Source organism: Brevundimonas sp. EU05-FHT14B07 (assembly GCF_058790795.1).
Map to the genome: position 1 here is coordinate 452588 of NZ_JBYTCZ010000003.1, position 15929 is coordinate 468516.

General features: G+C 66.4%; 15 protein-coding genes. 6 read left to right on the forward strand and 9 right to left on the reverse strand.

All coding sequences use genetic code 11. The annotated features are described in order from the left end of the window. From AC3WRC_RS10155 to AC3WRC_RS10170, 4 genes are read left to right on the forward strand one after another with little or no spacing between them, the layout of a single operon-like run. Nucleotides 1-1368: a peptidylprolyl isomerase gene (locus AC3WRC_RS10155; protein WP_492303756.1), complete on the forward strand. Its 1368-nt coding sequence runs from the start codon at nucleotides 1-3 to the stop codon at nucleotides 1366-1368. Next, nucleotides 1365-2369, forward strand: coding sequence for a 4-hydroxythreonine-4-phosphate dehydrogenase PdxA (gene pdxA / locus AC3WRC_RS10160; protein ID WP_055808666.1), 1005 nt, complete (start codon nucleotides 1365-1367; stop codon nucleotides 2367-2369). Before AC3WRC_RS10155 ends, pdxA begins: the two co-directional genes overlap by 4 nt. Before the next feature lie 8 nt (nucleotides 2370-2377). Continuing rightward, nucleotides 2378-3187: a 16S rRNA (adenine(1518)-N(6)/adenine(1519)-N(6))-dimethyltransferase RsmA gene (gene rsmA / locus AC3WRC_RS10165; RefSeq protein ID WP_055808664.1), complete on the forward strand. Its 810-nt coding sequence runs from the start codon at nucleotides 2378-2380 to the stop codon at nucleotides 3185-3187. Continuing rightward, a complete protein-coding gene (locus tag AC3WRC_RS10170; RefSeq protein WP_492303757.1) occupies nucleotides 3184-4308 on the forward strand; it encodes a pyridoxal phosphate-dependent aminotransferase in 1125 nt (374 codons plus the stop codon). The genes rsmA and AC3WRC_RS10170 overlap by 4 nt, the downstream gene beginning before the upstream one ends. An 11-nt stretch (nucleotides 4309-4319) precedes the next feature. Here the strand turns inward: AC3WRC_RS10170 and AC3WRC_RS10175 are convergent, their stop codons facing one another. The 8 genes from AC3WRC_RS10175 to fabD form a co-directional block, all read right to left on the reverse strand. After that, entirely contained in the window at nucleotides 4320-5951 is a 1632-nt protein-coding gene (locus AC3WRC_RS10175; RefSeq protein ID WP_492303758.1) for an ATP-binding protein, read from the reverse strand. Nucleotides 5952-6268: 317 nt separating this feature from the next. Further along, on the reverse strand, nucleotides 6269-6910 hold the full coding sequence (gmk, locus tag AC3WRC_RS10180; RefSeq protein WP_492303759.1) for a guanylate kinase: 642 nt from the start codon (nucleotides 6908-6910) through the stop codon (nucleotides 6269-6271). Beyond that, nucleotides 6900-7784 (reverse strand): YicC/YloC family endoribonuclease, encoded by an 885-nt coding sequence (locus AC3WRC_RS10185; RefSeq protein ID WP_492303760.1) that lies wholly within the window; start codon nucleotides 7782-7784, stop codon nucleotides 6900-6902. Before AC3WRC_RS10185 ends, gmk begins: the two co-directional genes overlap by 11 nt. Next, entirely contained in the window at nucleotides 7781-8941 is a 1161-nt protein-coding gene (mltG, locus tag AC3WRC_RS10190; RefSeq protein ID WP_492303761.1) for an endolytic transglycosylase MltG, read from the reverse strand. Before mltG ends, AC3WRC_RS10185 begins: the two co-directional genes overlap by 4 nt. 1 nt (nucleotide 8942) lies before the next feature. After that, complete coding sequence (fabF, locus tag AC3WRC_RS10195; RefSeq protein ID WP_492303762.1) at nucleotides 8943-10214, reverse strand: beta-ketoacyl-ACP synthase II; 1272 nt, start codon at nucleotides 10212-10214, stop codon at nucleotides 8943-8945. A gap of 151 nt (nucleotides 10215-10365) precedes the next feature. After that, nucleotides 10366-10605: an acyl carrier protein gene (locus tag AC3WRC_RS10200; RefSeq protein WP_008264317.1), complete on the reverse strand. Its 240-nt coding sequence runs from the start codon at nucleotides 10603-10605 to the stop codon at nucleotides 10366-10368. A gap of 179 nt (nucleotides 10606-10784) precedes the next feature. Further along, nucleotides 10785-11525, reverse strand: coding sequence for a 3-oxoacyl-[acyl-carrier-protein] reductase (gene fabG, locus AC3WRC_RS10205; protein ID WP_055755179.1), 741 nt, complete (start codon nucleotides 11523-11525; stop codon nucleotides 10785-10787). A gap of 145 nt (nucleotides 11526-11670) precedes the next feature. Continuing rightward, the gene (fabD, locus tag AC3WRC_RS10210) at nucleotides 11671-12615 is read right to left on the reverse strand and encodes an ACP S-malonyltransferase (protein ID WP_055755178.1); all 945 of its coding nucleotides are present in this window, start codon (nucleotides 12613-12615) and stop codon (nucleotides 11671-11673) included. A 198-nt stretch (nucleotides 12616-12813) separates the two neighbouring features. Here fabD and ettA point away from each other — a divergent pair, with 198 nt between their 5' ends. Together ettA and AC3WRC_RS10220 are read left to right on the forward strand one after the other, a co-directional pair. Further along, nucleotides 12814-14481: an energy-dependent translational throttle protein EttA gene (gene ettA, locus AC3WRC_RS10215; protein ID WP_055755177.1), complete on the forward strand. Its 1668-nt coding sequence runs from the start codon at nucleotides 12814-12816 to the stop codon at nucleotides 14479-14481. 29 nt (nucleotides 14482-14510) lie between these two features. Next, nucleotides 14511-15437: a 2-hydroxyacid dehydrogenase gene (locus AC3WRC_RS10220; RefSeq protein ID WP_492303763.1), complete on the forward strand. Its 927-nt coding sequence runs from the start codon at nucleotides 14511-14513 to the stop codon at nucleotides 15435-15437. Between the two features lie 2 nt (nucleotides 15438-15439). Here the strand turns inward: AC3WRC_RS10220 and AC3WRC_RS10225 are convergent, their stop codons facing one another. Further along, a complete protein-coding gene (locus AC3WRC_RS10225; RefSeq protein WP_492303764.1) occupies nucleotides 15440-15844 on the reverse strand; it encodes an EF-hand domain-containing protein in 405 nt (134 codons plus the stop codon). Between the last annotated feature and the right edge of the window lie 85 nt (nucleotides 15845-15929).

Here is a 15929-nt window from a genome sequence, read left to right on the forward strand (position 1 = left end):
ATGGGTTTGATGCGTTATTCGACGGGGGCTGCGCTCGCGGCAGTCCTCCTCGCCGGTTCGGCCTATGCCCAGACGGCGCCCGCTCCGGCACAGACCCCCACGCCCGCGCAAGGTCCTGCGGCCGGCGCGCCGAATCCTGCGGCTGAAGAGGCGCCGACGACGGCGCGCGCCGAGCCTCAGTTCGAAATGGCCGACGGCATCGTCGCAACGGTCAACGACAAGATCATCACCGGCTATGACCTGCGTCAGCGCATGCTGATGTTGATCGCCTCGTCCCAGGTCCAGCCGACCGAGCAGAACCTGCCCGCCATTCAGCAGGCCGCCCTGAACGCCCTGATCGAGGATCGCCTCAAAGATCAGGAGATGGCCAAGTTCGAGAGCCTGAAGGTCACGGACGAGGAAATCGACGGCGAGATCGCCGAAATGGCCCGCGCCGCAGGCACGACGCCGCAGGCCTACATGCAGTTCCTGCAACAGGGCGGCATCCAGCCCGCCGCCTTCCGCGACAATCTGCGCACCCAGATCGGCTGGAGCCAGCTGATCCCGGGCCGCTTCAACAGCCGCGCCCGCGCCAGCACCCTTCAGGTCGATCAGGAAGTCCGTCGGCTGAACGAGGCGGCCTCCAAGCCCCAGTTCCTGCTCGGGGAAATCTACATCGACGCCGCCCGCGTCGGCGGCGCGCAGGCAGCCTTGAACGGCGCCCGCCAGCTGGTGCAGCAGATCATCCAAGGCGCGCCGTTCCAGGCCGTCGCTCAGCAATTCTCCGCCGCCCCCTCGGCCAGCGCCCGCGTCCCAGGCGATGCGGGCTGGGTCGTAAAGGACTCGCTCCAGCCGGCTGTGCAGTCAGTGCTGGAACAGCTCCAGCCGGGCCAGCTGTCCAACCCCATCGTCGTCGATGGCGGCGTCTACATCCTCTACCTCCGCGACAAGCGTGACGGCGCCTCGACCAGCCTGGTTTCGCTGAAACAGGTCATGGTCGAACTGCCCGAAACCGCGTCGGAAGCTGACGTGGCCTCTGCGACCGCCAAGCTGGAAGGTCTGCGCAACGGTCTGACCTGCGACAACATCATCTCCCAGGCCCGCGCGACGCAGGGCGTCTTGGGCGCTGATCTCGGTGAATCGGATGTCGCCAACCTGGCGCCCCAGTTCCAGCAGTTCGCGCGCACCGGCGAAATCGGTTCGGTCTCCACGCCGATCCGCACCCCGCTGGGCCTGCACCTGGTCGCCGTCTGCGGTCGTCGCGTCGGTGGGCCGGAAGCGCCGAACCGTCAGCAGGTCGAAAACCGTCTGCGCGCCCAGAACCTGGCCGTGCTGGAGCGCCGCTATCTGCGCGACCTGCGCAGCGACGCCCTGATCGAGTTCAAATGAGCCCAGCGGTCGCGCCTCTGGTTCTGACGCTGGGCGAACCCGCCGGCGTCGGGCCGGAGATCGTAGCCGCCGCCTGGAAAGCGTTGCGCGCCGACCAGACGCCCTTCGCCGTCATTGGCGATGCGGCGCTATTGCGCTTGCAAGGCGTTGCTGTGGCCGAGGTCGGGGCTCCCGGCGACGCTAGTGGCCTGTTCGGGTCCGCGCTTCCCGTCATCCATCGCCCCCTCCCCGCGCCGGTCTTGGTCGGATCGCCCGATCCGGCCAATGCCTCGGCCGTCGCGGACGGCATCGAGGAGGCGGTCAGCTTTGCCCTGTCCGGCGAGGCGTCCGGCGTTGTCACCGCCCCGATCGCCAAGGCGCCGATGTACGCCTCGGGCTTTCGCTTTCCCGGCCATACCGAGTTCATCGCCGAACTCACCGCCGATGCGCCCTACGCCGGCACGCGCGGTCCGGTGATGATGCTGACGGCCCAAAACCTGCGTGCCTGCCTCGTCACCATTCACGTCGCCCTGGACCAGGTGCCGGAACTGGTCACGGCCGAGCGTGTCGCCCGCACCGCCCGCGTCGTCCACGAAAGCCTGAAACGCGACTTCGCCATCGCCCGCCCGCGCCTGGCCATGGCAGCCCTGAATCCCCACGCGGGCGAAGGCGGCGCCTTGGGCCTGCAGGAACTCGACATCCTGATCCCTGTCGCCGAACAGCTCCGCGCCGAGGGGATCGACATAACCGACCCCAGACCCGCCGACACGATGTTCCATGACGAGGCGCGCGCCACCTATGACGCCGCCATCTGCATGTACCACGACCAGGCCCTGATCCCGGTCAAGACGCTGGACTTCTGGGGCGGGGTCAATGTCTCCCTCGGCCTGCCGATTATCCGCACCTCGCCCGATCACGGCACCGGCTTCGACATCGCCGGTAAGGGCGTCGCGCGTCCGGACAGTCTGATCGCCGCCATTCGCCTGGCATCGGAGATGGCGGCCGCGCGCGCCGCGCGCTAACAGGGCGTGTGACCGACCTTCCCTCCCTCCGCGAAACCCTCGACGCCCACGGCCTTTCGGCCAAGAAGAGCTTTGGCCAGCATTTCCTGCTGGACCTGAACGTCACTCGCAAGATCGTGCGTCTGGCCGGTCCGTTTGAGGGCCGCGCTGTGATCGAGGTCGGCCCCGGTCCCGGCGGCCTGACCCGCGCCCTGCTGGAATCCGACGCCGGCCCCGTGGTCCTGGTGGAAAAGGATCCGCGCTTCATTCCCTTGCTCACCGAACTGGACGACGGCTCCGGCCGCCTGACCATCGTCGAAGCCGATGCGCTGAAGGTGAAGGAGGCGGATTTGGTCTCCGGCCCGACCCATCTGGTGTCCAACCTACCCTACAATGTCGGGACGCCCCTGCTGATCAAATGGCTGACCGGCCCGTGGCTGCCGCACAGCCTGACCCTTATGTTTCAGAAGGAAGTGGCCGAGCGCGTCGCCGCGGGGCCAGGCGAGGACCCCTACGGCCGTCTGGCGGTTATCGCCCAGGCTGTCTGCACCGCCCGCATCGTCATGCATCTGCCCGCCGCCGCCTTCACGCCACCGCCCAAGGTGGCCTCGGCCGTGGTCCACCTGGTTCCGCTGGATGAGCGCCCGTCGCCGGAACGTCTGAAGAAGTTGGAACGCGTCACCGCCGCCGCCTTCGGCCAGCGCCGCAAGATGCTGCGCTCCAGCCTGAAACAACTGGGCGGCGCCGCCCTGTGCGAGGCAGCTGGCATTGAGCCCGACGCCCGCGCCGAAACCATCGACGTCGCGGGCTTCCTGCGACTGGCGGACGCCCTTCAATGACCGTCGAACCGTTCCGCGCCATCTCCGTCAGCCGCCTGGCGCATCAGCTCAAGAGCGAAGGCCGCTCGATCATCCATATGGAGTTCGGCCAACCCTCCACAGGCGCGCCCGCCGCCGCTATCGCGCGAGCGCATCAGGTGCTGGACGCCGATGCGATGGGCTATTGGGAAAGTCCCGATCTGCGCGCGCGCATCGCGCGCCTGTACGACGAGCGTTACGGTGTCGCCGTCGATCCCAACCGCATTCTGCTGACCAGCGGCGCCTCTCCTGCGCTGGTGCTGGCGCTCAGCACTCTGTTCAAACCCGGCGACCGGATCGCCCTGGCCCGGCCCGGTTACGTCGCCTATCGCAACACGCTGCGCGCCCTTCATCTTGAGCCCGTGGAGATCGCCTGCGGTCCCGACACCCGCTTCCAGCTGACCGCCGTCCAACTCCAGGCGCTGGATCCAGCCCCTGCCGGCGTCATCATCGCCAGCCCCGCCAATCCGACCGGCACCATCATCCCGGACGCCGAGCTGGCCGCCATCGCCGAGGTCTGCCGCGCGCGAAACATCGCCATCGTCTCGGACGAGATCTATCACGGTCTCAGCTACGTCGGCCCGACGCCTTCAATGCTGCAGTTCGCGCCGGACGCCGTGGTCATCAACAGCTTTTCCAAATACTGGAGCATGGCGGGCTGGCGCCTGGGTTGGCTGCTGGTCCCAGAGGACCGGATCGACGCCACCCGCGCCTATATCGGCAACATGTTCCTGACGCCCCCCAGCCTCAGCCAGCACGCCGGTCTTGTCGCCTTGGACGCGATCAATGAGCTGGAAGCCCATATCCAGACCTACGCCCGCAACCGCCAGCTCATGCTGGAGGCCTTGCCAGCGCTCGGTCTGCGCAAGATCGCGCCGCCGGACGGCGCCTTCTATATCTGGGCCGACATCGGCCATCTCACAAACGACAGCGTGGCGTTCTGCGAGCAGTTGCTGCGCGACACCGGCGTCGCCACCGCGCCCGGCGTCGACTTCGACCCTGTCGAAGGCCACCATTTCATCCGTTTCAGCTTCGCCGTCTCGACGCCGGAAATCGAGGACGCCTTGACCCGCCTGCGGCCTTGGTTTGCAGCCCTCGGATAAGTTGCCTCGGGCTAAGCCGCCTTGGGCTGAACTGCAGCCGATGTCGCGCGGTGCAAGGCGTCGTAGAGCTTCTTCGGCTCAAGCGGCTTAGCCAACCAGTCCGTCATACCGGCCGCATAGCAGGCCTGCACCTGTTCGACCTCCGTGCCCGCGCTGAACCCGATCACCGGGGCGTCCGCATTGGGGCCGTCAGACGCGCGCAAGCGCCGTGTCGTTTCGTTGCCGTCAATGCCCGGCATATTCACATCCATCAGCACGACGTCGAACGCCTTCTCCGACAACAGCGCCAGCGCCAGATGGCCGTCCGAGGCCGTGGTCAGATCGACATCCAGCGGCTGAAGCACGAGCGAGATCGTGCGGCGATTGATCTCGTGATCGTCCACGGCCAGGACGCGAAGCCGCCGGGCCAGAACGGGCGCCGCCGTCTCCTGCCCGTCCAAAGCCTGCGTCGGCTGACCCGCTGGCAGATCGACACATAGGGTGAAGGCCGCGCCCTGCCCCGGCGTGCTCTCGACTGTCAGGTCGCCGCCCATCAACCGCGCCAGTTCCCGACTGACGGTCAGGCCCAAGCCCGTCCCGCCATAGGTGCGCGCCACCTCGGCCGACCCCTGTGCGAAGGGGGTGAACAGCCGGTTCATCGCGTCTGGCGCAATGCCGGCGCCCTGGTCGATGACGGTCAGGGTCAGACAGTGCTTCCCGTCGCCACGCGGCGCGGACGCCTCAAGACGGATCACGCCTGACGGTGTGAACTTGATCGCATTGGACACCAGATTGTTGATGATCTGGCGCAGACGATACGGGTCTCCGCGCAGCCACACCGCCTCGCTGTCCACACCCGACATGTCCAGCGTCAGTCCCTTGTCCGCCGCCGGCGCCGCCCAGAACCGCACCGTATCGCGCATCAAATCGCCCAGCTCGAAGTCGCGGCTTTCCATCGCCATCGCCCCGGCCTCCATCTTGGAGTGGTCCAGCAGATCGTTCAGCATGCCGGTCATCAATCGTCCGGCGTCGATGATCAGGTCGGCCGTCTCCTGGCGGTGTTCCGACGACTTGCCGTCGCGAATGACATGGGCGCCGGCCAGGATGGCGCTGACGGGCGTACGCAGTTCGTGGCTGACGATCGCCGCCATCGCCGCACGATCGGCCATGGCCGCCTGCGCCTGCTCCAGCCGCGTTTCCGCTTCCGCCCGGGATTTCACCTCGGCTTCGCGTGATCCGTGCACGCGCCAATAGATGTTCAGCACCATGCCGACGAACAGGATGGCGGACAGGGTCATGACCACGACCCCGCGGATATCGCCCTGGATCACCTTGATCGCCGGCATCAAGGCCAGCGCCGCCAGATAAGGGCTGCCGCCGATGAAGAAGATCCGGCGCGAGGCGATGCCGGACGCGACATTGGTCAATAGCCCGCCCGCCATCGTCAGGGCGGCGAGCGTCACAAGCGCTGGGTGATTGGTGGACCAGACCATCAGGGCCATCGCGGCATAGGTCGTCGCCATCACGGTGGTGGACGCCAGAGCGACGAACGCGGACAGCGGGCTCTGCGACGCTTCGGCGCGTCTGAACGGCGCCATAGCCCACAGTTCGAACGCCTGAACCAGAACCGCGACCGCCAGCCACAGCGGGACCCATCGCAGCATCCCAGCTTCGTTCATGGCCCAACCGACCAAGGCGGCCAGCAAAAGCCTGACCGGGACCTGCCTGACCCTCTCCTTGGCGCTGCTGGCCAAGAGAGGCGCGATCGAATGAAGAAAGCCCATGATACCCCCGTTCACCACCTGACGTTAGGTCAAGAGGGCGAACAGGACGTAAACCTGAGCCGTTGGGCGGCTACGGGACATTCCCTATGGCCGCGTTTACCGTCCGAAATCTTCTGGGCGGCAAAACAGCATCAGTAGCGTAGCGTTGAGTACCCCACAGCGCCGCAGGTCCCCACGGCCTGTGGCGCTGTTTTTTTTCAGACGACTTCGTTCAGAAGGGCGGCCTTGTAGTCGCCGACCCACAGGTTCCTGAACCGACGCGAACGCTCGGCGTGATAGATGTGGGCCAGTTCAGCGTAGGACCGGTCGAAATCCTCGTTCACCAGCACATAGTCGAAGGCGTCGCAGTGTTCGATCTCGCCCTTGGCGTTGGCCACACGGCGCTCGATCACGTCGTCGGCGTCCTGTGAGCGGGTGACGAGACGGCGACGCAGCTCTTCCAGGCTAGGCGGCAGGATGAAGACGCGCACCGCGTCCTCTGGGCATTTCTCAGCCACATCCCGCGCACCCTGCCAGTCGATGTCGAACAGGACGTCGCGTCCCTCGGCCAGCGCCTTGTCCACCGGCCCGCGCGGGCTGCCGTAGCGATTGCCGTGGACGTCCGCCCATTCCAGGAAGGCGTCTTCGTCGATCAGGCGCTGAAACTCGTCATGGCCGACGAAGTTGTAGTCGCGCCCATGCACCTCGCCCGGCCGGATGCCGCGCGTGGTCATTGAGACCGACAGCTCCAGACCGCCGTGATCGGCCATCAACCGCCGGCACAGCGAGGTCTTGCCGGCGCCCGAAGGACTGGCGACGATCAGGAGGACGCCCCGGCGGGGGCTGCGTTCATTCGACATTCTGGACCTGCTCACGCAACTGTTCGATGACGGCCTTGAGCTCCAGGCCGATTCCGGTGAGCGCGGTCGTAGCGGATTTCGAGCACAGCGTGTTGGCCTCACGCATGAATTCTTGCATCAGAAAGTCGAGTTTCCGCCCGGCGGGCGCCGACGCCACAAGCTGGCGGGCCGAGTCGACGTGGGCGGTCAGCCGATCCAGCTCCTCGCGCACGTCGGCCTTGGTCGCAAGGGCGGCCGCTTCCAGGAAGATCCGATCCTCAAGCCCCGGCGCATCGGGCGCCAGTTCGGAGATTCGACGGGTGAAGCGATCGCGAATAGCTTCGACCTGCGCGGCCGCCTCACCTTCCGCCTGGGCGACCAGCGCCTCGATCCGAGCGATGAATTCGTCCAGCACCGGCGTCAGTTGCGCGCCCTCGTTCTGGCGTGACGCCTTCAGCGCATCCAGCGCCTCTTCGACGGTGCGGGTCATGGCTTCCTCGACCGCCGCCCGCGCCTCGGGATCGTCCGCTTCTTCGGGCGCCTCGATTACGCCGCGCAGGGCTAGCAGGCCGTCGGCGGACGGCGGCGTTGCGCCGTCCTCGGCCAACTCATTGGCCAAAGTTAGATAGCGCGCCAGCACGGCGGCGTTGATCGTGACCGCCGCCGTGCTGGCCTCGGCCCGCTTGGCCTGAACGCCGATGGTGACCTGGCCCCGCGCGAATCGCGCCTGGCCGGCCGCCTTGGCCGCACGTTCCAACGCATCGAAGCCGTTCGGGCCTCGGAACCGGATTTCCAGATTGCGCCCGTTGACCGAGCGCGCCTCGACCGACCAGGTCCAGCCTTCGCCGGCCCCGTCGGCCCGGCCGAAGCCGGTCATGCCAGAAAGCGTGCTCATCGAGGCTCCTGCGTCGCGCCGGCCGGAAGGGTAATCGTCGCCTGACCGTTCCCGACAGGCGCGGCGGCGGGTTCGGTCGTCATCGGCGCCGCACTGGTTCCCGGCGTTGCGGGCGGCGTGGCCTCTGGCGGCAGGCCCGCCTTTTGGCGCTCGATCTGACGCCACCGCGCGACGTTTTGCAGATGCTCGTCATAGGTCAGGGCGAAGGCGTGTCCGCCGGAGCCATCCGCCACGAAGAAAAGAGCCGGATCGGCCGGCGGGTTCAACACGGCCTTGACGGCTTCCTTGCCCGGATTGGCGATCGGCGTCGGCGGCAGCCCGTTAATCTGGTAGGTGTTCCACGGCGTCGGCGCCAGCAGCTCCGAGCGCCGGATGCCGCGCCCCAAAGGCCTGCCCTTGGTCACGCCATAGACGATGGTCGGATCGCTCTCCAGCCGCATCCCTGCCCGCAGACGATTAGAGAACACCGCCGCGACACGCGGCCGCTCAGCCGCCAGCGCTGTCTCCTTCTCCACGATGGAGGCAAGGATCACCGCCTCCTCCGGCGTGCGCGCCACGGTCGCGGGCGACCTCTGGCTCCACAGCAGTCGCAGGTTCTCGGTCGCCGCGCGCTGCATCCGGTCGATCACCGACTGGCGAGTGTCGCCGCGCGAAACTTCATAGGTGTCGGGCCAGAGGCTTCCTTCCTCGGGCGTCTTGGCGACCGTCCCGGTCAGCACGGCTTCCTTATTCAGGATGTCCACCGCCTGCAACGACGACCAACCCTCAGGCAGGGTCACGAAATGGCGCACCACCCGCCCCTCGACCAACAGGTTCAGCACCCCGGCCAGGGACGTGCCGGACGGCACCTCGTATTCGCCGGCCCTTAACCGCCGATCCGCGCCGGTCAGGGTCGCCGCCGCACGGAAGAGGTCCGTCGAACGGATCACCCCCGCCGCCTTCATCCGCGCGGCGATGGCCGAGACGCCGGAACCGCTGGGCAGGGTGACGACCGTCGTCTGACCCTGCCGCGCGGACGGTCCCGGCGCATAATAGACCGCCCAGACGGCGATCAGCGCCACCAGCAGGAACAGGCCGAAGGTCGCGGACGCGGTCAGCAGCGAGACCGTAAAACCCGACCGCCCGCTGGATTTCTCGACCCGCCCGCGCCCGAACATCTCAGTCGACCTTCTTGAAGATCACCGAGGCGTTGGTGCCTCCGAAGCCGAAGCTGTTGGACATGGCCACATCGATCTTCATCGGCTTGGCCTTGTTGGGGACCAGGTCGATGGGCGTCTCCATCTCGGGATCGTCCAGATTGATCGTCGGCGGCGCGATCTGATCGCGGATCGCCAGCACGCAGAAGGCCGCCTCGATGGCGCCCGCCGCGCCCAGCAGGTGTCCGGTCATCGACTTGGTCGAAGAGACGGTCAGGTTCTGTGCATGATCCCCGACCAGCCCCTCGATCCCCTTCAGCTCGATCCAGTCGGCCATGGTCGAGGTGCCGTGGGCGTTGACATAGTCCAGGTCCGACGGCTGCAGACCGGCCCGTTTCAGCGCCGCCTTCATGGCCCGCACGCCGCCTTCGCCGTCCTCGGACGGGGCGGTGATGTGATAGGCGTCGCCGCTCATGCCATAGCCCACCACCTCGGCATAGATTTTGGCCCCGCGCGCCTTGGCGTGTTCGTATTCTTCCAGCACCAGGATGCCGGCGCCTTCGCCCATGACGAAGCCCGCATGGCCCCGATCATAGGGACGCGACGCCTTCTCAGGCGTGTCGTTATAGGCGGTGCAAAGCGCCTTGCAGGCCAGAAAGCCCGCGATGCCGATCGGCACGACCGAGCTTTCGGCTCCGCCCGCCACCATCACGTCCGCGTCGTCAAGCGCGATCATCCGGGCCGCATCGCCGATGGCGTGGGCGCCGGTGGCGCAGGCGGTCACCGCCGCATGGTTCGGCCCCTTTAGGCCGTGACGGATAGAGATTTGGCCGCCGGCGAGGTTGATCAGGGCGCTGGGGATGAAGAAAGGGCTGACGCGACGCACGCCCTGTTCCTTCAGCACGATAGCCGTGTCGGCGATGGGGCCCAGGCCGCCGATACCGGAGCCGACCATCACGCCGGTGCGCTCCTTGTCCTCGTCCGTCTCGGGCTTCCAGTTCGCATCGGCCAAAGCTTCGTCCGCCGCCGCGATGGCGTACAGGATGAAGTCGTCCACGCGCTTCCTGTCCTTGGCGGACATGATCTTCGCGGGATCGAAGTCGCCCTCGCCGCCGCCGCCGCGTCCATCCACGCTCGGCACTTCGCCGGCGATGGTGCAGCCATAGCCCGTAGTGTCGAACGACGTGATCGGGCCGATGCCCGACCGTCCCTCGACGATGCCCTTCCAGCTCTTCTCGACGCCCCAACCCAGGGGGGTCAGCAGACCGATGCCCGTAACGACGACGCGGCGCATGGTGCGTGCTCCCTTATCTCCAGCCCGACCCTTCGGAATCATTGCGGATTCGCGCGGGTCAGAAACAGTAAAGGCCGCCGGGCGTCTCCGCTAGGAGCGCCGGGCGGCCCTGTGAACCGTCAGCCTGTTCGGCCGAGATCGGCGACTGAGATCAGCCGGCCGACTTTTCGTCGATGAACTTGACCGCATCGCCGACCGTCTGGATGTGCTCGGCGGCGTCATCCGGGATCTCGATGTCGAATTCTTCTTCGAAGGCCATCACCAGCTCGACGTTGTCGAGCGAGTCGGCGCCCAGGTCGTCGATGAAGCTGGCCTTTTCGGTGACCTTGTCCGGATCGGCGTCCAGATGGTCGATGACGATCTTGCGAACGCGCTCGAGGGTGTCGGACATGAGTGTCTCTCTGCCTGTTTGAAATCGCCGTAGAGGCGGGGGTAGCTCAGAAATCGCCGTCTCACGGCAGCGATGGCGACGCAAGCCCGAAAGCCCGAACCGCCGACGCATTCAACCCTTTAGCACAGGCTTTCGGGCTGGAAATAGTCTGTTGCGCGACGTGATAAGGGCCGCGGTCCTTAAATCATCGCCATGCCGCCGTTCACATGCAGGGTCTGGCCCGTCACATAGGCGGCTTCGTCGGACGACAGATAGACGGCGGCGGCGGCGATCTCGTCGCCCGAACCCAGCCGGCCTGCCGGAATCCGGCCCAGAATGGTCTCGCGCTGCTGATCGTTCAGCACGTCGGTCATCGGCGAGGCGATGAAGCCCGGCGCGATGCAGTTGACGGTGATGCCGCGCGAGCCGACCTCCTGCGCCAGCGACTTGGAAAAGCCGATCATCCCGGCCTTGGACGCCGAATAGTTCGTTTGGCCCGGATTGCCGGTCACGCCGACGACCGAGGTGACGCCGATGATTCGGCCCGAACGGCGCTTCATCATCCCCTTCACCGCGGCGCGGGTCAGGCGGAAATAGCTTTCCAGATTGATCTGGATGACGGACTGAAAATCCTCGTCCTTCATCCGCATCAGCAGGCCGTCCTTGGTGATGCCGGCGTTGGCGACCAGGATGTCCAGCGGCGCGCCCGCCGCCGTTTCGGCTGCGTTGACCAGATTGTCGACCGATTCCGGGTCCGACAGGTTCGCCGCGGCGAAATGCGCCCGCTCGCCCAACTCCTTGGCCAGATCGGCCAGCACGGCCTCGCGCGTGCCCGACAGCACCACGGTCGCGCCCTGCGCATGCAGGGCCCGCGCCACAGCCCCGCCGATTCCGCCCGTCGCGCCGGTCACCAGCGCGGTCTTGCCTGCAAGATTGAACATCTGTTCCCTCTATTCCTTCCGTCATCCTCGGGCTTGACCCAAGAATCAGGCACCGTGCGGCGCCAATGTCGATAATGGCGCTCAGACGCCGAAGTGCGGACGGTCCGATCCTCGGGTCAAGTCCGAGGATGGCGACCTGCGTGGCTCACAACGCCTTGGCGAAGGCTTCCAGCTCTTCCGGCGTGTTCAGCGGCAAGGCCTCGGCGTCCGGCGCGATCCGCTTGGCCATGCCGGTCAGCACCTTGCCCGAGCCGATCTCGACGAAGCGCGTGACGCCGCCTTCGGTCGCCATCCACTCCATACTCTCGCGCCAACGCACACGGCCCGTGACCTGTTCGACCAGCAGGCGGCGGATGACTTCCGGATCGCTCTCGGGCCGCGCCAGGACGTTGGCGACGACGGGCACGACCGGCGCCAGGATGGTCGCCGACGCCAGGGCCGCAGCCATTTCGTCCGCCGCCGGCTGCATCAGCGGGCAGTGGAACGGCGCCGAAACGTTCAGCGGGATCGCGCGCGCTCCCAGTTCCTTGGCTTTCTCGATGGCCCGATCCACTGCGGCCTTCTCGCCTGAGATGACGATATTGCCGTTATTGTTGTCATTGGCGACGACGCAGACGCCGATTTCCGAACCGGCCGCCGCCGCTGCTTCCGCCAGCGCTAGATCCGTCTTGGGGCCGATCAGCGATGCCATCGCCCCCTGCCCCACCGGCACGGCGCGCTGCATCGCCTGGCCGCGCAGTTTCAGTAGCCGCGCTGTATCCGACAGCGAGATCGCGCCCGCCGCCGCCAGGGCCGAATATTCTCCAAGCGAGTGACCGGCGACATAGGCCGCGCTCGCCGCGTCAAAGCCGAACTCGGTCTTCAACGCCCGGATCGCCGCCACGGACACCGCCATGAGCGCGGGCTGGGCGTTCTCGGTCAGGGTCAGTTGATCCTCGGGCCCTTCGCGCATCAGCACCGACAGCTTCTGGCCCAAGGCCTCATCCACCTCGGCGAAGACGTCGCGGGCGGATTGGAAAGCGTCGGCCAGTTGTGCGCCCATGCCGACGGCCTGGCTGCCCTGTCCCGGAAACAGAAGTGCGAGGGTCATCGACCGCTCCCTGAATCATTGATCAAGGCGCGGACCCGTAAGCCCAGACTTACCCGAGGGCAAGCCGAGGGCTCCAGGGCCTACTGCATAAGGACGCCGGCTCCGCCCGACCCTCGCCTCATTTGCCCTTCGCGCGCAGGATCGCTACATCCGGCGCAACTCCCCATTCAGACGAACCCGAAGGGCGCACCGCACCTCATGGCGCAGCAATATATTTTCCAGATGCAGGGTCTGACCAAGACCTTCCCCGGCGGCCGCAAGATCTTCGAGAACATCTGGCTCAGCTTCTACAACGACGCCAAGATCGGCGTCGTCGGCGTCAACGGCTCGGGCAAGTCCACCCTGCTGAAGATCATGGCCGGCCTGGACAACGAGTTCAACGGCGAGGCCCGCGCCGCCGACGGCATCAAGCGTGGCTATCTGGAACAGGAGCCCCAGCTCGATCCGGCCCTGAACGTGCGCCAGAACGTCGAGGCCTGGTGCGAAGAGAAGCAGTGGGTCAACCGCTTCAACGAAGTCGCCGCTGAACTGGGTGAAAACTACACCGACGAACTGATGGAGGAGATGACCTCCCTTCAGGAGAAGATCGACGCCGGCGACGTCTGGGACATCGACAGCCGCATCGACCAGGCCATGGGCGCCCTGCGCTGCCCGCCCGACGACTGGGAAGTCACCAACCTGTCCGGCGGTGAAAAGCGCCGCGTGGCCCTGGCCCGCCTGTTGCTGTCCAAGCCCGACATGCTGCTGCTTGACGAACCGACCAACCACCTGGACGCCGAATCCGTCGCCTGGCTGCAGCACCACCTGGAAAACTTCCCCGGTTGCGTCATCCTGGTGACCCACGACCGCTACTTCCTGGACCTCGTCACCAAATGGACGCTGGAGCTGGATCGCGGCAAGGGCCACCCGCACGAGGGCAACTATTCCTCGTGGCTGGAAGCCAAGACCAAGCGCGTCGTGCAGGAGCAGTCGGAATCCGAAGCCCGCCAGCGCGCCCTCACTCGCGAACTGGAATGGGTCCGTTCGGGCGCTAAGGCCCGTCAGGCCAAGTCCAAGGCCCGTCTGGCCGCCTATGAGCGGATGGTCGAGGAACAGGAATCGATGCGCGGCGCCCAAACGCACGCCCACATCCAAATCCCGCCTGGCCCGCGCCTCGGCAACGTCGTTCTGGAAGTCGAGGGTCTGCAAAAGACCTATGGCGACAAGACGCTGTTCGACAATCTGACCTTCAAACTGCCGCCCAACGGCATCGTCGGCGTCATCGGCCCGAACGGCGCCGGCAAGTCGACCATGTTCAAGCTGATCACCGGCCAGGAACAGCCTGACGGCGGCACGATCAAGGTCGGTGAAACCGTCAAACTGGCCTATGTCGACCAGTCGCGTGACGACCTGAAGCCGGACGAAACCATCTGGCAGGCCATCTCGGGCGGCACCGACGTGATGATGGTCGGCAAGCGCGAGATCAACACCCGCGCCTATGTCGGCAGCTTCAACTTCAAGGGCGGCGACCAGCAGAAGAAGGTCGGCCAGCTGTCCGGCGGTGAGCGCAACCGCGTCCACCTGGCCAAGACCCTGGCCTCGGGCGGCAATCTGATCCTGCTCGACGAACCGACCAACGACCTGGACATCGAGACCCTTCAGAACCTCGAAGAGGCTCTGGAAGAGTTCGCCGGCTGCGCCGTGGTCATCTCTCACGACCGCTGGTTCCTTGACCGTCTGGCCACCCACATCCTCGCCTTCGAAGGCGACGGCCATGTGGAATGGTTCGAAGGAAACTTCGAAGCCTACGAACAGGACAAGATGCGTCGCCTGGGCGCCGACAGCATCATTCCAAAGCGCATCCAGCACCAGAAGTTCGGGCGCTGATCGCCTGATCTGACAAGAGGAGCCGCTGCATGACCCCACGCCCCGCCGTTCTCATCATGCAGCGGCATCTCGCGCCGCTCTCGGGATTTCTGGAGAGCGCCTATGACGTCTATCGCTTCTGGGAAGGTCCGCCGATCGAGGCCGCCCACGACATCCGCGTCATGGTCGTCGCCGGCGAGGCGCCGCTGGACAAGGCGCTAATCGAACGCCTGCCGAACCTCGACCTCGTGGCCTGTTTCACCTCCGGCTATGACGGGATCGACATCGACTGGTGCCGCCAGCGCGGTCTGCCCGTCACCCACGCCCCTGGCGTCAATCACGAGGATGTCGCCGATCACGCCTTGGGCTTGATCCTGGCAGCACGCCGCCAGATCGCCTCGGGCGACCGTCAGGTCCGCGCCGGCGGCTGGACCTTCGAGACGCGCACCATCACGACGTCGCTCGCGGGCCAGAAGCTGGGCATCGTCGGCTTGGGCCACATCGGCAAGGCCGTCGCCGACCGCGCCGAGGCCTTCCGAATGGCGGTCAGTTGGTGGGGGCCGCGGCCGCACGACGCCGAATGGCCACGCGCCGACAGCCTGCTGGCGCTCGCCAAGGCCAGCGACATCCTCGTCGTCGCCTGCAAGGCGGACGAGACCAATCGCGGCCTGATCTCGCAGGACATCATCGAGGCGCTTGGCCCCGACGGCCTGCTGGTCAACGTCTCGCGCGGTCAGGTCGTGGACGAGGACGCCCTGATCGCCGCCCTGAAATCAGGCGCTCTGGGTGAAGCAGCCCTGGATGTCTTCATCGAGGAGCCGACAGATCCAGCCCGCTGGGCCGACGTCCCCAATGTCATTCTCACGCCCCACACCGCCGGAGCCACGACCGCCGGGGTGCAGGGCATGCTGATGCTGCTGATCGAAAATCTGCAGGCGCATTTCGCGGGCGAGCCGCTGAAGACGCCCGTCGTCTGACTTCAGCGGGGACGCTGCGGCCGCTCGTCCGCCGTCACCACGCCGTCGCCGTTCTTGTCCATGGCCTTGAAGGCGGCGGCGAGGCCCACGTCAAACTCTTCGCGAGTAATGCGCCCGTCCGCATCGGCGTCGAAGCGCGCCAGCATACGACCGCCGCGTGCATTGGCCAGTTCGCTGGCATCGACCACGCCGTCTTCATTGGCGTCCAGACGGTTGAAGATCTGAGTCATGCGCGCCTGCATCTGGGCCAGGTTTTCGCGCTCCGGCGGCCGCATCTGTCCGCCCATAGGCCGCCCTGACATTTCAGGCCCAGACATTTGAGGCATGGGCGTCTCGGGAAAGTCGCTCTGGGCCAACGCCGGACCGGCGGCGGCGAGAGCAAGGGCGGCGATGAACAGGCTACGCATGAGATCACTCCAAGACGGGTCTGTGGGCTTTAACGCGCGCACGAACCATTCCCGTCGACGCGTTTCCAAGAAACCGATTTCACTT